The following is a 22471-nucleotide window of genomic DNA, read 5'->3' as shown; positions in this document are numbered from 1 at the left end:
AAAATAAGTTTCTAAAATAAAATTGTTAACATAATAATATTTAAAATAAATAAATAACAATCATAAAGAATATAATCAAAACAATTATCATTTATTAAAATATTTAACACGATAAGCCTAAAATCAAAAAAATAAATCCAAACCGAAACCGATAAAACAGCGAGCTTTGAGATCCTCACCAATACCGGTTATTATTATCCTTTTGAGAGCACGATTATACCTGCTTGGACATTCGCCTTTGCACCAAAGAAAATTGGCGACTTGAAACTAGGTGGACTGACCGAAAAAGGACTTCAAAAGGGTTCCAAGATTCATATTATGGTTCCTTCGAAATGGGGGTATGCAAACCGTGCAATGGGAAAAATACCAGCTAATTCTCCTTTAGATTTTGTTATCGAAATTGTAGATATCAAATAGTATTCGCAAATACAAGGATCTCACAATATTCATAAAACACAAGCTAAAAAACGCCTAAAGCAAATTCTAACTTTAGGCGTTTTTTATTTCTTCACTAATCAACAATATATTTTGTCGAATAAAACAGTATTATACATCCCCTTGGTTACTGGAAAATAGGAACTCGCAGTCTATTTTTTGTTGCGTCAGTCTTTTCAAACACCAGCCATATCCCTCCATTTTCATAAAGTATCACTATGGTATCTATGTGATGATAGGACGGCAATACTATAACACTAGTTCTAACCCGTAATAAACCTAAATGATGATTGAAATAAGTGAATGAGAAAGGTTTTTAAATAACAAAAGCTCGAAGTGGGGAACTCCGAGCTTTACCTAACCAATTATTAACCTAAATTATGAAAAGTTCTTTATATATTATTTTGTATATATCTTTCTGTTTTGATATATCAAAGGTAAGACACATTTCCGTTCATGTCAAGAAATTTAACAGCATTTAACGTTGTTAAAATTATGTTAAAACAATTTAGCACTTAATAATAAACAAACAAGACCTTTTCCAACTGCAATATTTTTAATCATTATGCAAGAGAATCGACAGATTAGCATCATCCGCGCGGATCTGATGCAAAAGAGATAAATAAACGCGCTGATGGCATGCATGGATTCTTTAAAAAACAGTGATCAATAAAAGAAACACTTTCAATAAAAAGGAATAAATTTGTAGGTAGACACTGCAATGTATTAGGATCTACTATCCCGATAACGAGAACAGGAAACCATCCTGTTTTTTCAAACAACCTTGCGGATCTAATAAAAAGAAAAAATAAATACGGATGAAAATAGCTTTAGCACAATTGAATTACCATATCGGTAATTTTGAAGCAAATACAGCAGAAATAATTCAAGCAATCAACCAAGCCAAAGAAGCATCGGCAGACCTTATCATCTTTTCGGAGCTCGCCATTGGCGGCTATCCCGCCAAAGATTTATTGCGAAGTAAAGTATTTAAGCAACAGTGCAATGAGGCTATTCACCAAATTGCCGCTCACTGTAAGGAAATCGCCTGTATTATTGGAGCTCCGGTCACAAACAGTGATCCCGAAGGAAAGGAACTTTACAATACCGCAGTATTTATCGAACAGGGTGCTGTTCGAAATATCGTAAAAAAAGGCCTGCTACCCGATTATGATGTATTTGATGAATACCGCTACTTTGAACCCAACAAGCGTTTCGACTGCATCACATTGAATGGTGTAAAAATTGCCCTGACAGTTTGCGAGGATCTCTGGGACGACGATGAAGGAGGCAACTCCTATGTGGGAGATCCTATGGCTGAACTCCAAAAAGAGGACCCGGACCTTTTGATCAATATTGCTGCCTCACCATTTTCCTACACGCACTTTGATGAACGTGTCAAAGTACTCTCCCGGCAGGTCAAAAAATCCAACCGTCCACTAATCTATGTGAACCAGGTGGGGGCACATATGGATATTATCTTTGACGGCAGATCACTTGCACTTAGTAGTGACGGAACAAAGGTTGCCGAATTAAAACGATTTGATAATGATCTGCAGTATGTCACCTATCATCAAAAAAATATTACCTCAACCACGGCATCCATCAAAGATCCTGAAGCTGAAATTGCACTGATCCATGATGCATTGGTCCTAGGCTTGCGTGATTATTTCCGAAAATCAGGTTTCAAAAGAGCAATCCTTGGTTTATCTGGTGGATTGGACTCCGCCTTAGTCGCTGCCCTGGCCTGTGAAGCTCTAGGCGCTGACAATGTGCTCTCCATTTTAATGCCTTCCGTTTACTCCTCAGACCATTCGATCAAAGATGCCTTAGATCTGGTGACCAATACGGGTTGCAAACACCATATTGTCCCCATAAAAGATATCGCTTCGGCTTACGAGAGCACTCTTGCTCCTATTTTTGAGGGCTTAAAGCCTGATACCGCTGAGGAAAACATACAAGCGCGTGCGCGTGCGGTTATCTTGATGGCCATATCCAATAAGTTTGGTCATATCCTATTAAATACTTCAAATAAAAGCGAAGCTGCCGTTGGCTATGGCACCTTATATGGCGACATGGCAGGCTCCATTTCGGTTATTGGTGATGTCTATAAATCGAAAGCCTACGAACTGGCACGTTATATCAATCGCGAGCGCGAGATTATCCCCATCAATACCATCGAAAAAGCGCCTTCTGCTGAATTACGACCTGATCAGAAAGACTCGGATTCTCTACCAGAGTACGACCTGCTGGACAAGATCTTATTTGAGTTGATTGAAAATGAAAAGAGCGGTTCCGAAGTTGTAGCAATGGGATTCGAAAAAGCGTTAGTAGAGAGAGTAAGTAAATTGGTTAATAATGCTGAATTTAAACGCTTTCAGGCACCGCCAATCCTACGGATCAGCCCAAAAGCTTTTGGCTCAGGAAGACAGATTCCATTGGTGGCAAAATATCCATATTAATTTTACAATTAGGATTAAACCATATTTATAGTTTTTTGTCTAACATTATAGAACAAATCCAGTGCATATAGCGCAGATAACAAATTGCCATAACGCTTTGGGCCATCGAAAGGTGGTACAAGCAGATAGATGAGAAATTAAAACAAGTTAAATAAATATAAAAGTTCCATATAGGCCATGAAACCATCATGAGTATAATGCTTAAAAGCAAAACAGTATATTCATGGTAGATTCATCACAGTTAATAAACAAATTACTACGATGAAAAAGATTCTATTATTTTTGGTGCTCTGCATCGCGCTTGCATCATGTTCGTCTTATCAATATAATACCACTCGGGTAGAAAAGATGGATTTCACTCCTTTCAAAACGTATGCCTGGCTACCGCCGGTAGACTCGCTTTCGAAATCTTATTTTGACAATGATATTGCCAAAACTAATATTTTGGATGCTGCAAATACGGCTTTAGAGGCAAAGGGACTCCAATATTCAAAAGATAATCCAGATTTATTATTCCGTTATATTACCATCGTCAACAACAAAAGCCGTTTGGTCTATGGCGGTGGCGGATATTATGGCTGGGGTGGTCCTTGGGGCTGGTACAGACCATGGTTCTCCCCTTACTTTTATGGTGGTGGATATTACCCTGTTGCAAAAGAACGTTATCGTTATGGTCACCTGATCATCGAGGCTATCGACCGCAAAACAAATGCGGTGATCTGGCAAGCACGCGGTTCGGGTGATGTGGATAATCCTGAAAAGGCGATCAACAACATCAGTAAAGTAGCAAAAGGTGTGATTGATTTGTTCCCCGTAAAAACATTAAAAAAATAAAACAGCACGCCAGCAAAATGGGTGCTAGCTGGCAATAAAAGCCTGGTTTCATCAGAAATCAGGCTTTTGCTTTTATTCACTAGATCGATGGTCGAAGTTTCAAATAAAATGGAACTTCCACACGGTCCTTTGATTTATTTTTGATCAATTCCGCAGCCAACCGTCCCATCATCTCAAAATCGGTCGATATTGTGGTAATACCGTTAAGGATAAACTTCTTTAATGGCGTTTCATTATAAGAGATCACGCCGACATCAGTACCTATGACTAATTTCTTTTGGATAATCTTGTTCAATAACTTGACGAGATCGTCTTCAATGATATTAATGTAGCAGGTCTCTTTGATCACCTTCTCCCGATGCAGATTGGCAACCAATTCATGCTCAAAGGCGTATTGCTGACAAAACTTATAAAAGCCCTTGATAATGGCTTTTGGAAAATCACTATGATCTGGGAAGACAAGCTTAAGCATTTGGTATTTACTCAAGGATTCATTTGCTTCCTCTAACGCATTATAGATATCCTGTTCATAATTTTCATAGACCGCAGGAAACTCCCCCGGAACATCTTCAATAAACTTACCCAACAACATCAATTTCTCCGTGGGGATCTTACGGATAACATCTGGCGCTTTATCCCGTCCTTCTTTAAAATGTGGGAATAGTACATAATGATCATATGTTTTGGTCAGACTTCCCAACAAGGTATTCAAATAGGACAGGTCGGAGTTGTAGACAAAGAGATCCAAATTGGCATAATCCCCCAGCTCGCGTGCAAAGGAGTCATAAACAATCTTTTTATGTGTGCTGAGCTTATTTAAAAAAAGGGCAATTTTGAGTTTAGACTGCACATCAATTTTATTGATGTAATATCCCTTTCCAGGATTGGAGGCAATAATCTCCTGATGTTTAAGATAACGGTAGGCTTTCTCGACCGTATCCCGGGATATGTCTAGATAGGTGCTCAGTTCATTGATCGATGGTAACATATCATCTTTCGACAAGATTTCATTTTTAACCGCATCGACAATCGTATTCGCTAATTGTAAGTATTTGGGTGTGGCCGAAAAATCACTAATTTCCAGTGTTTTTAAAAACTGAGCTATTGCATTGGTCATATTCATGGCTTGGATATCTACATTATAAGCACGATAAGAAACTTTTAGGTTTCAATTGGTATATCCTCCGATTGAAATTATACACAAAGGAGCCCCTCGTCTCCTCAGTCAGAAGAATACACTAAGATACCTTATATACATCAAAAAATAGGAAATATCTTCCCTCAACTATCCTGCCCTTACCTGAACGAAAAAAATGGCAATAATAATTAACCAAGACATGAATTCTGTACTTTTGACTAGTAATCAAGTAATAACGTGTAAACCTGATATTTTATGAGCAGAACAAATATTGTCGTGCTAGGCAGTTCCAATACGGATATGGTTATCAAAGCCTCCCATCTTCCTGTACCGGGGGAGACGGTGCTAGGTGGGCAGTTTTTCATGGTCCCTGGTGGAAAAGGAGCCAATCAGGCTGTCGCCGCAGCCAGAGCTGGTGCACAGGTATCTTTTATTGCCAAAGTTGGAAACGACATCTTTGGTCAACAAGCCATTAGCCATTACCAGCAGGAAGGCATTCAGGTTGACACAATCTTTCAGGATCTGGAAAACCCCTCCGGTGTTGCACTTATATCTGTAGACGCACAAGGTGAAAACTGTATTCTTGTTGCACCTGGATCAAATGCAGCGCTGCTACCACAAGAAGTGTTAGCTGTTCAGAACGTCATTCGCGAAGCAGCGGTACTGCTCATACAGCTGGAAATCCCCATAACAACAATAGAAGAAGCCAGTACTATTGCAACGCAGCACGATACCAGAATTATCTTAAATACCGCTCCTGCACAGCCACTTCCAGACAGTATTTTAAACCGAATTGATATCCTGATATTAAACACATCTGAAGCGCAATATTACACCCAAGTCATGGTTGAAAATTGGGAGACAGCTCGTCTGGCTGCCGATGCGATCAGTCAGAAATGTCCAGGCACTATTATCATTACTATGGGCGCAAAAGGGTCACTCATCAAGGAAGAAAACAACTATTTCCAAGTCCCCGCCGAAAAAGTCAATGCAGTTGACAGTACAGCCGCCGGCGACACCTTCTGTGGCGTTTTGGCCAGTGCCATCGCTAGGAATATGCCTGTCATAGATGCCGTTAGACTGGCTTCAAAAGCTGCTGGAATCTCCGTTACACGCCTAGGAGCACAGACCTCTATTCCCTACTGGCAGGAATACAGTACAGCATCCAATTAAAACCTTCTATAATCAATTATTCATCCTATTTAAATCAACATGTCTATTCGTATTTTTTTATCAACAACCGTCTTGCTTCTGACGACCATCCAACTGAGTATAGCACAGCTGATCACAACAGCGGCGATACCAAAAGTAGATTACGTTGTGCCTTCCCAATATGATCTCGCGATTCCTCAAACTGATATACTGAGCGGTTACCTAGGCAATCGTTACCAGCTCAACCTGGAAAAGAGGCTCCTTCAAGTCGATGAAGAGGGCTTATTGGAAGGTTTTCACACCCGACCAGGAAAGCAACGCTGGATCGGTGAACATATTGGCAAATACCTCGAAGCAGCGGCCAATACCTGGCTTGTCACCAAAGATAGCCGGCTGAAACAACAGATGGACCGGATGTTTCATCGCTTGCTTGAAACACAAGGTGAAGATGGCTATCTCGGCACCTACCTACCCGAAAACCGCTGGACGTCATGGGATGTTTGGGTGCACAAATACGACCTCTTCGGGTTGCTTGCTTACTATGGCGCTGTAGGTGATCCAAAAGCATTGAAGGCCGCAACACAAATCGGAGATTTGCTCTACAACACCTTCGGCGATACCCCCGGCAAAAAAAACATCCTCAAATCTGGATCACACGTGGGTATGGCAGCCACCTCTGTCATCGATCCCATGTTGGATTTATACCGATGGACTGGAGACAAAAAATACCTTGATTTTTGCCGTTATATCATCCGTGCTTACGACTTCGAAGGCGGCCCAGCCATCGTCACCTCCATTTTAAAACATAAACGTGTGGACAAAGTCGCCAATGCCAAAGCCTACGAGATGCTTTCCAATATCGTCGGACTGGTGAAAATGTATCGGTTAACCGGCGATAAAGATCTTTTGAATGTAATCAATTACACTTTCGATGATATCAGTGCCAACCGTTTATTCGTAACCGGTACGTCAAGCGACCATGAACGTTTTCAGGACAATCATTATTTACGGGCAGATACTTCAGCACACATGGGTGAAGGCTGCGTCACGACAACCTGGTTACAGTTCAATACACAGCTATTCTCCATTACCGGCGATTTAAAATATTACAATGAAATCGAGAAGACAATCTACAACCATCTACTGGGTGCCGAAAACCCGCAAACAGGTTGTGTGAGCTATTATACGCCACTGATTGGCGAAAAACCTTACCGCTGTAATATCACCTGTTGTTTGAGCAGTGTCCCCCGGGGGATCGCACTTATTCCTTACCTGAATTTTGGTCAATTAAACCATATTCCAACCATATTGCTCTACGAGCCGGCACAGATCAAGGAAAAGATTAAAACTTCATCACAACAGACAATTCCGCTGGAGTTGACCCTGACGAGTGAGTTTCCACGAAAAGGTACTGCGACTTTGCAGGTAAACCTCCCACAATCAGCACAGTTCCCACTACAATTACGGGTTCCGGAATGGGCGACAAACTATACTGCAACAATAAATGGAAAAACCTACAAATCTGAACCCAACCAGCTGCTAAAAATAGTACGTCATTGGAAGGACAACGATAAAATCAGCATATCTTTTGATATTCGAATAGAAATCGTCAACGGTGGGAAGACCTATCCCGGAAGCTTTACCTTAAAAAGAGGACCACAGATCTTTGCCCTAGATCAGTCATTAAATCCACAAGTAGATTTCGAAACCGCCAAATTGGTTTACCCCGAAAAGGCGGCGATCAAACTGACCGAAGCGCAAGATAAGTTGCCTAAAAATTGGGTGGGTACTTTGGCTTATTCAACCGACATCAGTACGAGTGACAATAAGAAACAATCTATTCTCCTGGTACCCTATGCGGACGCAAGTCAGACTGGTGGTTTTTCTAAGGTATGGATACCAACAACAGGACGACAGTAAACGATAACTTAATAAATTAACGGATCAAATATTACCCTATGTTTATTGTAAGCAGCTATGCACAGGCCATATTTTTCTGCGTCATCACGATGCTTTGCTGGGGTTCCTGGGCAAACACTCAAAAATTAGCGAACAAAAACTGGCGCTACGAACTTTTCTATTGGGATTACGTATTAGGCATTTTTCTGCTTTCGCTCATTTTTGCCTTTACACTGGGTAGCCATGGCGAGCTTGGCAGACCTTTTGTCGCGGATCTGAAACAGGCTGAATTCCAGCATATTTTCAATGCCCTATTGGGAGGAATTATTTTTAATGCCGCCAATATCCTTCTTTCTTCGGCCATCGCGCTAGCGGGGATGGCTGTGGCATTCCCAGTTGGTATCGGGACTGCATTGATTTTAGGTGTACTGATCAACTATATTGCTGCAACCAAAGGAAACCCTACTCTCCTATTCATAGGGGTCATCTGTATCGCTATTGCCATTATCATCAATGCCATTGCATACAAAAAAGTAACAAAAACACAGAACAACCGCTCTTCCAAAGGGCTATTATTAAGCCTCCTGGCGGGGCTTCTGATGTCGCTTTTTTATCGCTTTATTGCTTCCGCCATGGACCTTGATAATTTTGAGGCACCTGCAAGCGGAAAGATGACCCCATATACCGCCGTATTTATCTTTTCGACGGGTATTTTATTGAGCAATTTTATTCTTAACACTTTGCTGATGAAAAAACCATTAAATGGTCCGCCTTTGAGCTATAAAGAATATTTCAACGGAAATTTTAGCGTACATACTGTCGGTCTCCTGGGGGGTATCATCTGGGGGATTGGCAACTCGCTCAACCTTATTGCAGCTGGTAAAGCGGGGCCAGCCATTTCCTATGGACTGGGACAGGGTGCAACATTGGTCGCTGCACTCTGGGGTGTATTTATCTGGCGAGAATTTAAAGGTGCCTCCAAGCAGGTCGTTTTATTACTAACGTTCATGTTTATCTTATTTATTATCGGACTTCTGCTTCTTATTGAAGCGGGTAAATAATCTCTTTAGAATCGCTTATCATGCAACAGATCAACAAATTTTTCCTCTCAATACTATTCTTGCTTTGTGTCTTTAGTAGCAGAGGCCAGTCCGAGAAACTAGCTATTGAAATTAAGACTGCCTATGCTGACTGGCTTGCGAAACCAGGAGATAAAGTCGTTTTTGATATCAGTATCCAGGCTAACGGGCAACCCTTCAAAGGCGATAGCGTTTCCTATGAGATTGGGCCCGAAATGGTAAATCCCTTTGTCAAAGAACAGATTCGAGATTTTTCAGGACATTTTAAAAGTGACGCTTTTACCTTAAAAAAGCCGGGATTTTTACGCTGTACAGTCGTCGTAACACAAAATGGAAAGCAGACAAAAAAACTCTGCACCATCGGTTTCTCACCCGAAAAGATTGTGGCAACACAGCATACACCTAATGACTTTGATTCTTTTTGGGATAAGGCTATTTCGGAACTCAAATCTGTTCCCATGCTGGCAACGAAGACCTTATTGCCAGACAAAAGCACAGTGGAAGTTGATGTCTTCCGAGTATCTTTCAACAACATCGGAAACAGTAAAATCTATGGAATACTTAGTGTCCCTTCCGATCCGGGCAAATATCCCGCCGTCTTACGTGTACCTGGAGCTGGGGTCCGTCCCTATGGTCCGGAGATTGAACTGGCCTCCAAAGGGATGATTGTGTTGAGCATCGGAATACATGGCATTCCGGTGGATTTAGATTCCGTCGTTTACAAAGATCTCGCCGCCGGAGCCCTGCGTGCATATTATAACAATAACCTCCAGGATAAAGATCAATTTTACTATAAACGGGTTTATTTAGGTTGTATACGGGCCAATGACTATCTATCCTCCCTGCCAGAATGGGATGGAAAAAACCTGATCGTCATGGGGGGAAGTCAAGGCGGTGCCCTAAGCATCGTAACCACCGCATTGGATAAACGTGTTACAGCGGTAGCTGCACTTTATCCTGCACTATCAGATGTCACAGGTTATCTGCATCATCGTGCGGGTGGATGGCCTCATTATTTTGCCCCCAACAACTACAGCGTTTTGAAGAAGATCAATGGTCTTGAAAATACACTCTCCTATTACGATGTGGTCAACTTTGCCAAAGGTATCCGTGTACCGGGTTTCTATTCCTGGGGATTCAATGATGTCGTATGTCCGCCAACTTCCATGTATGCCAGCTACAATGGGATCAGTGCACCAAAAGTATTACGTATCTATAAGGAAACCGGACATTGGACGCATCCCGATCAAAAAAATGAATGGTTCGACTGGATAAGAAAGCAAACCGAAAAAATGAAATAATAACAAAAAACGGAATCTAGTATCATTAGCTTCCGTTTTTCCTTAAAGTACCCCCCAGCAGATATCGATAGTTCTTTTCGATCTTTTTCTAAGTATCAATACATTGGTTTCAATCCCATTTGTCCTTTAACACATCCGTTTTTACCGCTAGAAATACACTCATCTTGCGCAATTTTTAAGCCTCTCCGGCAAGATCTATTCCTCTTGACGGCCAAGTGCAATCCCAACTGTCCTGATAAGGAATTCGTTTATTTCACAAACAGTTAGCGCGCTATCGCTATTGTGGCCCAATATGATCCATTGGAATATGCTGCTGCATCGCTTGACTTCCCAAAGCTTTCTTTAAATCACTTAAATTCATCCTCTGGTAATCTTGCTCTAGACTAGGCAGATATTTCGCCGCATTACTTTGATCCCAGGCCAACCATTTCCTTTTTCCTTTTAAGGTCCGTTTGCAATTATAAAAGCGGTTATCCTGAAAAACATTTCCACTTGGTCTCCCACTACGATCGAATTGTAAGGCCAGTTCTGGATAGGCACTACGATAGGGATCCATCAGATAACGTACACCGACCAAGCGATCATAAAACAGATTGCCCGATCCGTATAGGTTGAGCTTCTTCAACCAGTTTTCCAAACGATTATCCACACGGACGGCCCACCTTCCCGCAGCAACAAATAAGTTATTGACATACCAGTTATCCGATCCGCCCCCGATAAATACAGATCGCTCACCCGCATTCACAAAAATATTCCCAACGACTTTTGTTCCACTGGAAGCATCGTCGTGATATATTCCTGAAGTTCTTAGTTTTTTCGGGATGTTTGCCAGCAAATTATACTGGATGAGATTATTTCGCTCCGAAGGATCCCGTCCAATATAAATCGCTCCTTGATCGTCAACTTCCTGTGCCACATGATGGATGTAATTGTATTCAATTGTGTGTGCATTGCCGTGGATAAGAATGGCCATACTTGGCAAATCTGCGATCTCACAATTTTTGACCACATTCCCTACTCCGTAGAGCGCAATTGCTGGGCGATAGGATTTTTCCAGACGATTCAAATCCGAGAAAACGCAATGTTCAATGCGATTGTTACCTTTGCTGAGTTCCAAACGATTTCCACCTGATAAGGAAACACCACCTGCGCCCAAGCGATAAAAATGACACCGACGGATCACATTGGACTCTCCACCCTGATGATCAAATGTGGGATGACTATAGATATGTTGATGAAGGTCACCAATACTGTTATCTTGTGGTTCTCCTGAACCCTCATGCTGCATCTGTTCAAAGGGCTTGATTCCAAATCCGACAGCAATACCCAAACTGCCTAAATTACGGAATGTACAGTCTTCGATGAGCACCTGTTTCGTATCGCGCATATAAATCCCCATTCCCCTGGATTCTTCAAATTGAATACCTTTGATTTGTACAAATTTAGCTCCGGTCAGACTAAAAAAAGGTTCATCCAACACGGAATAACTCAATTTTGTAATTGGCTTATCCTGCGCAAATGAGAGTCTGCCCAGTTTTCTATCTACATAAAATTCACCCACAGTATCCAGTTCGGCCAATAGGTTGACACCATACCATTGTCTATATTTTTTCTTGTAATCAAAGCCATATAGGGTCGGTTCACGCGTTGTAATGGTCCGTTTCTCCCGGTCAATACTTTTCACACGAACCATATCATCAGCATATCCCCATTTGAAATAACCGGCAACCCAAGGGTCCTCCTCTTGTGCCCACCGATCAATGCGCGGATCCTTATACCGAAAAATTCCACCCCGATGATTCAGATCTTTATTTCGTGGAATAGAACCCGCATCGATAACCTTACCCATGGCAACCATCCCATGATTGGGCCAACGCGCTAGATGGAAGGCTGTGCCATTGACAAACAACTCACCCGTGGCATTGCCACTTGCACGGGAGAAACCAACGTTACGCAATTTACCCAGATCCCTTACTTCATGTTGCAGCAGATTTATCTCGTAATAACTGATACCATCGCTTTCACGTAGCTTGTTCAAAGCTGTCGGAGCCAAATCCACTGAACCTTTAAAAGTGACGGATTCTTTACCATAGGCCTGAATCAGGGTGTTATTATCCTTGCTGTCCAGTGAAATTCCATGTACAAAAGCGTATGTTCCCTCCCGTACCTGTATAATTGCCATCCCCTCATGATCCATAGTTCTCCACTCTCGAAGCAACGCGATTGCGCGCTCCAGGCTTGCTACCGGACGATCCATACCGCCTGTGGATTTATCATCACCGTTCATGGCGACAAACACCTCCAATTGCGCATAGGCAGCCACAGTAATCAAACTCAGCAAACAATAGACAAATGCGATACGGATGGATCTAAAATAATTAGGGTATTGTGTCATAACAGGGCATTTAGTTACCGGGCAAAAGGATCATTGCGGTCCATAACGGACTATATGGTTTTGATAAAGTCAATCATCAACCGCACATACTCATCAAATCGCGTAAAAGGTAATGTTTCATAGCGATCATAAATATCATGATAGGCAGCGATGCCCCCTAGTGTATAGATAAAAAATGATGGAACTCCTTTCGCATAAAAAGGATAGTGGTCACTTCGGTTCATTGGACCACGCACTTTGACTTCAGGTAGATACTTTTTCTCCTTATTAATGGCGACCAAGCGTTCAAATTGGTCTTTAAAGATCGTACCATTGACGACCTGAATTCCATCGTCCCCTGTTCCGGCCATATCAAAATTGAGTAAAAACTTAATTTTCCGCAGATCGACGAGTGGATTATTCGCAAAAAAAGTGGAACCAAGCAAACCGCTTTCTTCGCCTGAAAAAGCTAGGAATACGGTATTATATTTTGGTGGATGCTGCCGATAGTAGGTCGCCAGATATAAAAGTAGGGCCGTACCACTGGCATTATCATTGGCGCCTGTAAATACCACACGTTTACCGATGGCACCAACATGATCATAATGTGCTGTGATCACAATCAAAGAATCGGATTTACTCGTACCCTTTATCATCCCACAGACATTATTGGTCAGGTAATTTTCTTGAAAAACCGCATGTACCTTGAGCTGTATAACCTTTCCCTTCATTGGGATAACACTGTTGTTTTTCACATAGACAATTGGTCGATTAAGTTGGTTTGTAGCACCGCGCCAAAGCAATTTCTGTTCGGTCTGCACCAAAATTCCTTTATAGTACCCCCCGGATGCAAGGCGCAGCAAGGTCATCCGTAACTGGTCGGCCTTCATCGTTGCTAAGGCGGCACGCTCATCTACGACCAGAAATTTATCCTTGAATAGCGGGTTTTGAATCAACTGATCCAAAGCGACGGGATCTGTAGGAACCGTAATTTCGGTCAGCATAAATTTACCATTGACGGAAGGACTTGCGGCCTCAATCAGTGCCTGCTCGCCCAGCTTGAGTTTTCGGCCATCCACCACTATTTTTACGTCTTTCGGAAAAACATTTGCGGGCATGGAAAAAGGTTGATAATAATCCGCCCCCAGAGGTAAAAGCCCATTTTTTCGATATTCAGTAGCAATAAAAGCTGCTGCCTTTCGGTCACCGTCAAATACATAACCCCTTCCAGCATAAGCCTTGGAGGCTAAAGTTTTTACAACGGACCGCGCATAGTCGACCTGTGCCCGGAGCGAGAAGATGCCACTGAGCAAAAGAATAAACAAATAAAAAATCTTAGTTTTCATGAGAATTAACAATCGGTAATAAAATAAAGGATGCATATTTACCCTGACAATAAATCCGTTGTTCCTGCTTTTTGAAGTCGGCATCCGATGTTTCATAAATATTCATAAACTGCTGTGGATTTCGATCCACCAACGGAAACCAGGAGCTCTGCACCTGCACCATAATCTTGTGCCCTTTTTTGAACACATGTGCTGCATCCTGCATATCAAAGCGAATTTCGTGAATCCGGTTGGGTTTCATCGGCTCCGGACGGGAAAAACTTTCTCTATACTTGGCCCGCATCACCTCGGCACGAATCAGACATTGACAATCGGAAAGCTTATCGCCTTTTGCATGCGGATGCACATCAATTAATTTAACAACAAAATCAGCGTCCGTACCGCTGCTACTGACAAACAAGTTTGCCTGTATATTACCCATTAATTTAAGGTCTTCGGCCAAAACATCGCTTTCGAAAACCAGTACATCCGGTCGCTGTCCAGCGAAATATTGATCTTCATACATATATTTATATCCCCTTAAAACCGTTTTCTCTCGTGTATAGGGAACAGGTTTATTGGGATCTGAATCATAGGATACGTAAGACGAAGGTGTCTTCGCAGCTTGCTGAAAACTCAATTTCATCTCCGGCGTAAAAAATAGCGGTTGTAACTTGGTACTGACAGTAGGCCAAGTCTCGTGCGTGGACCATTTGTTCTCACCAGTCACAAATATGGTAGCTGCAGCGAGCGTATCTTTTCCTTTTGCTTTAAGGTGGTTGACAAAAAAGGGTAGTTCGATTTCCCTGCGGTAATAAACGGCCGTATTCTGGCCAAAGTCCAGGCTATCCAAATTCCGACCCGTACCCTTGGTCCAGGAGCCGTGATACCAGGGGCCCATCACCAGTTTGACACGATCTGGTGCTATTTTCCGTAAAGCCGCATATGTTTTCAGTGGACCATATAAATCCTCCTGATCAAACCAACCTCCGACCACAAGGACCTGTGGTTTTACTTCACGGATATGAGGCAAATAAGCCCGGTCTTGCCAATAGTCGTTGTAATCGGCATTGGTCATCATGTCATTCCACAATATACTCTCGCCCTTCAAAAAACGCGTATTCAGATTTTTGAGCGCTCCAGCTTTGAGAAAAAATGAATAGGCATTGTCTGTTCCATAACCCGAAAAACCTGCTGGTCCTCTGATCCCGATGGAATCTCGTTTCTTTCCGAAAGAGGAAAGGAAGGAAAAACTCCCCATCAACATAAAAGCACCATTGTGATGCCGATCATCTCCAAGAAACCAATCGGTCACGGGCGCTTGCGGAGAGACGGCCGCCAATGCGGGATGCGAATCAATCAATGACATGGAAGCATACATTCCTGGAGAAGAAATGCCCCAAACACCCACTTTCCCATTGGACTTCAACTGTCTGACGAGCCAGTCAATGCTATCGTACGTATCCGTGGATTCATTGGTCTGTGCTGGACTACCTTTGACGGTATAGGGCCCATTTGCAACAAAATCTCCCTCAGATTTATATTTACCCCGCACATCTTGGTATACAAAGATGAATTTTTCTTTTGCAAACTCCATACTGGGACCAATTGGGATGCGAAAGGACTGCTCACCATAGGGCGCGATGCTATATGGCGTACGTGTCATCAAAATCGGATAGCTTATCGAGGTATCCTTTGGCATATAAATGGCCGTATAGAGCTTGACCCCGTCCCGCATTGGGATGTAGACCTCCTTTTTGGTATAATGTGCATAGACATATACGGAATCTTGCGCTGTATTCTGCGCGGAGACTCTTTTCATTGACAATAAAAAAATCAGTACCCAATAGCATCGCATCATATTTCTTTTTAGCGGATTATAGAATCAGCTCGGGGTTTTATCTTTTTGGAATCCACTGCAACGAGCTCCTTCTTACCCTTTGCCCCTGACTGCTTCACCTGTGACAGTGAATAACCATTTACATCATCAAAGACCAGCATAGGTCTATACTCCTTCTCTTTTAATTTCAACACCACCCGGTCAAAATGTATATTTTCCGCATGCCGCACATAGAATCCCCATGCTGGAAGTTCTTTAAATTGCGAAAACTCCGGATAAGCTGCCTCCATCTCCGGAATACTGTCCAGTTCAGCTTTACTTGTCCCCCGATAGGCATAATTTGGATTTGCTCCCCCCGGATAAGTGATTTCTATATTACGGAATGTCACATTGCGAATGGGTGCATCTTTTAGCCCGACAATACTTGATGGGGAGGTATTTCTCGGATTATCCTCAATAGGCCCCTCATAAGGATAGCCGCTATCCGGTTTATCTTTTGCGACTTCCACCTTTACATTCTGAATCAGAATATTATTGATAGCCCCTGTTCTTCCCTTATTCCAACGTGCGCCAATACGCAGGTAAAAGGGATTTCCGGTATTAAATGCAGAAAGGCTGTCGACAAAAATATCTTCCACAAGTCCTCCATCGGGCGTGGCAATTGTCAATGCCGAACGAAAGGTGTCATATACCTTGTTATTAATGATCTTTATATTCTTATAGCCCCCAGCAGATACAGTTCCAAATTTGATTCCATTAGCACTAGAACGTGCCGTACAGTTTCGGATTTCTACGTCTTCACAGATCTTGGCAGCATCGTGAGATTTTAGGCAGATGGCATCATCCGATGCATCGATAAATGAATTCAACAACTTAAAATTTCGGCAGTCTACAATATCGATACCGTCATTATTCCAAAAAGCTTTGCTGTCAACTGTAATGCTGTCAACAACCGTATTGACACATTGATCATAAACCTGCACCCAATCGGCTGAATTTCGGATCGTGATACCATGAATACGCACATTTTCACAAGACCGCATATAAATCGCTTTTGGTCTTCTATTCCGTGGACGATCATAATCCAGCGGGTCTTTCAGCACACCACTCTGAATCTGTGCCAACAGAGTATAGGCGACCTCCCGGCCTTGCCCATCGATGACACCTTTGCCTTTTATCGTCACATTATTCGCTCCATTGGCATAGATCAATGCACAATTGGGCACATCAATATTATAATCGTAAATATTGGTTGAGCCCACCAATATAGCTCCTTCTTCCAATTGGATATGTACATTTTCTTTCATGACAAGTGTACCGGTAAGATAGCGTCCCACATAAAACCGTAAGGTTCCACCACCTTGCTCGTGAATAAAATCGATCGCCCGTTGAATGGACGTTGTATTGAGTGTTGTTCCATTCGATTTGATGCCAAACAGAGAGGCATTATATTCTTTGGCATTTAAGGTCAACATCCCCCCACATAGGAAGATCATGACCATGATGATATTGATTTTCATATTCTTTCCCATTTTAGATAGATTTTCCATTAGCCAGGCGGCTGTTTTCTTTCGTCAGCCCCTGGTTTCCTTCGCTTTCGACCAACGCTCTCTCGATGGCCCTAAAAAAGATATTGGACAGGATTACTTTATTGGAATTTCTAACGTATACGCCAATACCGCCTGGACAATTAATATCCAGACCCTGGAATGTCACATCTTCACATCGATCGACAAACTGCGCTGCCCCCGGCAGATTCAGTTGCATGATACCTTTTACCTGAATCTGTTTGGAGTCTTGCAAATAAATCAGACTGATATCTTCAGGTTGATCTGATAATGTGATGTATCCTTTTTGACGCAATGCCGTTAAGTGGGTTTGCAACAAATGTTGCTGCCCGTCAATAACGCCTTTTCCTTTGATCTGAATATTGGATTGGCCAACAGCGGTGATCAGCGCTCTTTTTCCATTCAGGCTACTGTAGTCGAAAACATTGCTGCTCCCCAACAATACAGCCCCTTCATGCAATTCAATGGAAACGTTGGATTTTAAGCTAAAAGAGCCAGTTAGGTAACGCCCCACATAAAAATGTAATGTTCCGCCGCCTTTTTTGGCGATATAGTCTATGGCATATTGAATGGAGCCCGTGTTATTGGTTATTCCATCGGACTTACATCCAAAAAGAGATGCATTGTAATCCTGAGCGAATAACCTAAAACAGCTCGCCCATAAAAAAACTAAAAATAGATACTTTTTCATGATGCGCGATCTAATTGGTTTTGATTTCTTTTGACTGATGTAAATGGAAATTATCCTTCAATACTTGTCCATTTAGATAGGATTTAAAATCCCAGACTCCCCCCTCCAGATCATCGGCGACAATGGTCGGGCGATAGTCGGTATTCTTTATGCGAAAGGATACGTTTTTCAGATTGATCTGTTTTGCATGACGTATGTATAGTCCCCAGGCCGGTAGTTCCTTGAATTGTGAAAACTCAGGATAAGCATTGGCCATCTCTGGGATCCCATCCAAGGATTTCGGATCCGTACCACGATAAGCGTAAAGGGCATTTCCACCTCCGGGATAGACCATTTCAATATTTTCAAGGGTAACGTTTTCAATCTTATGATCGGGCAGCCCTATAATGCTTGCCGGCGAAATGTTCCGTGGCATATCTTCGACAGGACCTTCATAGCTATAGCCCAGGTCAGGTTTATTTGCCGGCACCTCGGCATATACATTCCGGATGGTGATATTCTTCATAAAAGGCTTCTTGCCTTTGCTCCAGCGGTCACCGATACGCAGGAAAATAACGTTCCCGGTATTGATGCTGCGTACGCCATCCACCAGAATGTTTTCGACGAAACCGCCGTCCACCGCAGCAAAGGTAATAGCGGATCGATAGGTATCATAAACCACCAGATTTTTGACAACAAAATTTCGAAAGCCCCCACGGGACACTGTCCCAAATTTTAAAGCACTGGCACTTGAGCGGGCGGTGCAGTTTTCGACAAGTACATTTTCACAGACAGCATTCGCATCATGAGATTTAAAACAGATGGCGTCATCTGCCGCATCAAAAAAGCAGTTCCTGATGACGACATTCTTACAGTCCACCACATCGATACCATCATTGTTCCAATACGATTTACTATCTACGTAAATGCCTTCGACATGAAGATCTTCACATTGATCATAAGTCTGGTTCCAGCTTCCTGGATCCCGTAGCGTAATGTCCTTTATCACAACATGCTTACACTCTCGGAAGTAAATATTTTCCGGGCGGTTCCACTCGCGCAGACGATCGAGTTTCAGTTCATCCTGTACAATTCCTTTATGCACATTCTGAAGGGCATTCATTGCCGTTTGAAATCCACGTCCATTGATCGTTCCCTTCCCTACGATGCCAATATTGTGCTGCCGGATGGCATAGATCATCGACTGCCAGTTGACCACTGTATCTTTATGATAATCGAAGGGATTGTTTGACCCCAGTAGGTTTGCGCCCTGCTCGAGATGCAAAGTCACATTGGATTTTAAATAAAACGATCCGGTAACATAATTGCCGGGGGTAAAGCGCAATGTTCCCCCTCCTTTGTTCGTAATATAATCAATGGCAGCCTGAATAGAACGTGTATTAAGTGCCTGGCCGTCGCCATTGATACCAAAATCCATGGCTTTATAATCCTGGGCAACCGCCAATCGAAACGTCAGCGCCTGGATGATAATCAAAAAAATAGGTAATATCTTCATAAGTTAGCTTGTATATAAAGTAACTGGACCGATCAGGCCCATCGATTGCATTTCTTGTTCTCTCCCCTTGCGGTTGACCCAATACTGAGCATTTTCATTGTCCTTGAGTGTTTTCATATAATTCCCCATGGTTGTGGTAATGCGAATTTCGATTTGGTTATCGCCCTGTTTTAGGCTCCCTATGAGATTATGGATCCGTCTTCCATACCATTTTACCCCAAGTGATTTTCCATTGACAAAAACTTCAGAGACACCCGCTACACGACCTAAATTCAACAGAACATTGTCCCCCGCTGACCAGGAAAACGAACGCCGATAAATGGCCGTTCCCGAAAACCACATCAAACGCTCATCGTCTTTAAAATCAACTAGACGAGATAGGAGAATTTGTTTCGAACTGCCCTCCTGTTTATGCAGCAACTCAACATTCCACTGGCTACTCAAATCCAGGGTATTGTTTCCCGTAGTGGACAGCGGTTGCCAAATATCCCCCACACGATGCTGATCAAATACAAAAAGATAGGCATCTGTAGGGCCGAGATCTAACAACAAGCTATTGTCCTTGTCCAATTTTACCAGAAAACGTTTGCCACTATCCAAGTCCCACAACCAACAGGTTTGTTTTTTTATTTCAGGTGCTTGAAACGAAATATTTATGGCAGTACTGTTCAGTCGATGCGCATTCTGGATAAAATAACATTCACTTCCATCATCGCGGATATAACGCATCTGCATGACGTAACGATCTGGCTGATCCAGTGTTAAATAATGCGGAAGCTGATACCTCCGCATGAGGAGACGGTACCAGTCCATAAAATTATTGTCCTGCGGCTTTTTGACGGTTATAAAACGATCCGGATAAGATTGTAACCGCTTTAATAGTTGGCGCACTTCTTCATCCTTTTTTATGTAGTCCTGTAGACCTAAACTCTGCTGTGGGAGCGTTTCTATCGCGATAACACGTCCTCCTGCTATTACAAATTCCACCAACCGCGACATCGCAGCAGGTGACATCCGTTTGATCCCCGGTAGAAACAGCACGCTGTACCGTCTTTTACCATAACAAAGTTTTCCTTTTTCTACTGTGGAGTTCTGTAAAATGATTTCGGTGATATAGTCCGCATTCCCCCCATTTTTACTGATGGCCTCCCAAAGCAATGAGGTATAAGGAACATTCAGTTTCTCAGGGAAAGGATCGGTCTGTACACCGTTTTCCGTCCACAGGTCATAGTTTGCTGGTAAAATCGCCATGTCGGCATAATAATCTCCCTGCTGAAGCTGCGAAGAAAGACGGGCTTTATAATCATTCAAATATTTAAAATACGGCCACCAGTTGTTGCGTTCGTTGTAAAAGGAGCCATATTGAATCCAGCCTGGAAAAGGTGCCTCCAGTGGCGAATAATTGAATCCATGCCAGACGGAATGTGTAATACCCGACAAGGCACTCTGATCAGAACCCAATTTGAGCAACTCCAGTTGTGTATTAAAAACAAGGTAGGTATTGGTCATTTCCTCACAGCTGACAAGCCGTTTTCCTTTGAGATGTGCTGCCGAAGAAACATACTTATCGATCATCGTATAGCCACGCCCCCGACGGTAATCCTCGTCAGACATCTCCTCCCCCAGCTTGTGCCGCAAGTAGTTTGTCGTCCATGATTCTCCTTCTGGAATATCATACTCCAGGCTGCTCTCCAACGGAAAAAATCCCCTTCCATAGGCTTGCGCACGTGACTTAACCCCAAGTGAACGACACCAATTGACATAGGTATCGGTAAAACGTTCTTTTAATAAGCATGCTTTGGTAAATTCATAATCAAAACGTACACGGCTCAAGAGCTCGCTGAGCTCTTTGCTTTTCTTGGCACCATAGTTTTCATCCACCACAGCGCCCAACCTTCCTACTTTAAATAAGATAAAGGGTAAATAAGGCATCAGGTCATAGCCTCGCCGGCGTTCAAATTCGACAGCAAAATCATCACACCAATTACATCCCTCCAGCTCCATACTGTCAGTAAACAGCGCCCGCACATAATCTTTTAGTGGGCCGATCTGATCCTGCATACGGGTAGACATTCGATCCAAATAACGGGTTACAGTCTGCTTATCCATATGATTTAGGATGGATCCAGCTGCTCCTGGTGCACCATTGATAACTGATGCAAATGCTTTAAATTTCACCAGTACATACAGCACGTAATTACCTGGTGGAACATCAATCTCAATTTTATCAGCACTGATCCTGTCCGTATAATCGATCACTTCGGTCATCGATTCCATGGGATCTTTGACCAGTTTAACTGACAGGATCTCTGGGTTTCGCAACGGATTCTTATCCGTCACCGCGGGATCAATCATATTGAAAATATGGTAGGGTCTGACCGCATAACGTGTGGGCCCTTCAATGGACTCACAATGGACCAGCACAACTTGGGCAGTTTCCTCTTCTTTGAGATCTTCCGAGCCAAAAGGCCAACCGGAACCGACAATAAGATCGGCTGTGAGTCCGATTTTCTTGCTCTCGTTGGCTGCATACTGCACCATATCAATCCATTCTGGACTCAGCCATTTCAGCGAGGGAATCCCCAGGTCGTCTGTTCGCTTGGGAAAAGAAATGGGATTGATCTCCACCCCACCTATCCCCGCCTCTTTGAGTAACATCAGTTCACGACGCAGTTCACTCTTGTTGACCTTATTTCCATTCCACCACCAGCGTACAAAAGGCCTATTGCCTGTTGAGGGGGCCTGAAACATGTTAAAATAAGGGTCTGTATCCGCATGGCTATTGCTACCGAAGGCCCTTAAATTCTTGGCAAGAAAAAAGGAGGCTCCAAGTAGACTGCTCTGCTGTAAAAATAGTCTTCGCTTCATAATATAGAGT

The 22471-nt window shown here is 42.8% G+C and carries 15 protein-coding genes; 7 read left to right on the top strand and 8 right to left on the bottom strand.

The features are described from left to right. Positions 1 to 261 precede the first annotated feature (261 nt). The 3 genes from LC454_RS09730 to LC454_RS09720 all read left to right on the top strand — a co-directional run bounded on the left by LC454_RS09730 (position 262) and on the right by LC454_RS09720 (position 3731). Complete coding sequence (locus LC454_RS09730; RefSeq protein ID WP_223581892.1) at positions 262 to 417, top strand: FKBP-type peptidyl-prolyl cis-trans isomerase; 156 nt, start codon at positions 262 to 264, stop codon at positions 415 to 417. An 836-nt stretch (positions 418 to 1253) separates the two neighbouring features. Then, a complete protein-coding gene (locus LC454_RS09725; RefSeq protein ID WP_223581891.1) occupies positions 1254 to 2897 on the top strand; it encodes an NAD+ synthase in 1644 nt (547 codons plus the stop codon). A gap of 261 nt (positions 2898 to 3158) precedes the next feature. Next, positions 3159 to 3731 (top strand): DUF4136 domain-containing protein, encoded by a 573-nt coding sequence (locus LC454_RS09720; RefSeq protein WP_120260184.1) that lies wholly within the window; start codon positions 3159 to 3161, stop codon positions 3729 to 3731. Between the two features lie 79 nt (positions 3732 to 3810). On the opposite strand, the gene LC454_RS09715 is transcribed toward LC454_RS09720, so the two are convergent. Beyond that, positions 3811 to 4854 carry a GntR family transcriptional regulator gene (locus tag LC454_RS09715; RefSeq protein WP_317196254.1) on the bottom strand — a complete coding sequence of 348 codons (1044 nt, stop codon included), beginning with the start codon at positions 4852 to 4854 and terminating at the stop codon, positions 3811 to 3813. Positions 4855 to 5124: 270 nt separating this feature from the next. Here LC454_RS09715 and rbsK point away from each other — a divergent pair, with 270 nt between their 5' ends. Genes rbsK through LC454_RS09695 form a run of 4 tightly spaced genes read left to right on the top strand, consistent with a single transcriptional unit; the run spans position 5125 to position 10300 of the window. Beyond that, on the top strand, positions 5125 to 6042 hold the full coding sequence (gene rbsK / locus LC454_RS09710; protein ID WP_223581889.1) for a ribokinase: 918 nt from the start codon (positions 5125 to 5127) through the stop codon (positions 6040 to 6042). A gap of 39 nt (positions 6043 to 6081) precedes the next feature. Then, positions 6082 to 7941 (top strand): beta-L-arabinofuranosidase domain-containing protein, encoded by a 1860-nt coding sequence (locus LC454_RS09705; RefSeq protein ID WP_223581887.1) that lies wholly within the window; start codon positions 6082 to 6084, stop codon positions 7939 to 7941. A gap of 38 nt (positions 7942 to 7979) precedes the next feature. Continuing rightward, positions 7980 to 8981, top strand: a complete 1002-nt coding sequence (locus LC454_RS09700; RefSeq protein ID WP_223581885.1) for a GRP family sugar transporter — start codon at positions 7980 to 7982, stop codon at positions 8979 to 8981. A 20-nt stretch (positions 8982 to 9001) separates the two neighbouring features. Further along, positions 9002 to 10300: an acetylxylan esterase gene (locus LC454_RS09695; protein ID WP_223581873.1), complete on the top strand. Its 1299-nt coding sequence runs from the start codon at positions 9002 to 9004 to the stop codon at positions 10298 to 10300. A 277-nt stretch (positions 10301 to 10577) separates the two neighbouring features. On the opposite strand, the gene LC454_RS09690 is transcribed toward LC454_RS09695, so the two are convergent. Genes LC454_RS09690 through LC454_RS09660 form a run of 7 tightly spaced genes read right to left on the bottom strand, consistent with a single transcriptional unit; the run spans position 10578 to position 22461 of the window. After that, entirely contained in the window at positions 10578 to 12695 is a 2118-nt protein-coding gene (locus LC454_RS09690) for a right-handed parallel beta-helix repeat-containing protein (protein WP_223581872.1), read from the bottom strand. A gap of 50 nt (positions 12696 to 12745) precedes the next feature. Continuing rightward, positions 12746 to 14020: a M28 family metallopeptidase gene (locus LC454_RS09685; protein ID WP_223581871.1), complete on the bottom strand. Its 1275-nt coding sequence runs from the start codon at positions 14018 to 14020 to the stop codon at positions 12746 to 12748. Continuing rightward, a complete protein-coding gene (locus tag LC454_RS09680) occupies positions 14010 to 15821 on the bottom strand; it encodes a CocE/NonD family hydrolase (RefSeq protein ID WP_223581870.1) in 1812 nt (603 codons plus the stop codon). The genes LC454_RS09685 and LC454_RS09680 overlap by 11 nt, the downstream gene beginning before the upstream one ends. 47 nt (positions 15822 to 15868) lie before the next feature. Continuing rightward, positions 15869 to 17359 (bottom strand): glycoside hydrolase family 28 protein, encoded by a 1491-nt coding sequence (locus LC454_RS09675; RefSeq protein WP_223581869.1) that lies wholly within the window; start codon positions 17357 to 17359, stop codon positions 15869 to 15871. Between the two features lie 13 nt (positions 17360 to 17372). After that, positions 17373 to 18098, bottom strand: a complete 726-nt coding sequence (locus tag LC454_RS09670) for a glycosyl hydrolase family 28 protein (RefSeq protein WP_223581868.1) — start codon at positions 18096 to 18098, stop codon at positions 17373 to 17375. Between the two features lie 10 nt (positions 18099 to 18108). Continuing rightward, positions 18109 to 19593 carry a glycoside hydrolase family 28 protein gene (locus tag LC454_RS09665; RefSeq protein WP_223581867.1) on the bottom strand — a complete coding sequence of 495 codons (1485 nt, stop codon included), beginning with the start codon at positions 19591 to 19593 and terminating at the stop codon, positions 18109 to 18111. Between the two features lie 3 nt (positions 19594 to 19596). Further along, on the bottom strand, positions 19597 to 22461 hold the full coding sequence (locus LC454_RS09660) for a glycosyl hydrolase (RefSeq protein ID WP_223581866.1): 2865 nt from the start codon (positions 22459 to 22461) through the stop codon (positions 19597 to 19599). Between the last annotated feature and the right edge of the window lie 10 nt (positions 22462 to 22471).

This window comes from Sphingobacterium sp. GVS05A (assembly GCF_019969845.1).
Classification (GTDB): Bacteria; Bacteroidota; Bacteroidia; order Sphingobacteriales; family Sphingobacteriaceae; genus Sphingobacterium.
This window is presented reverse-complemented; position numbering and strand designations above follow the sequence as displayed.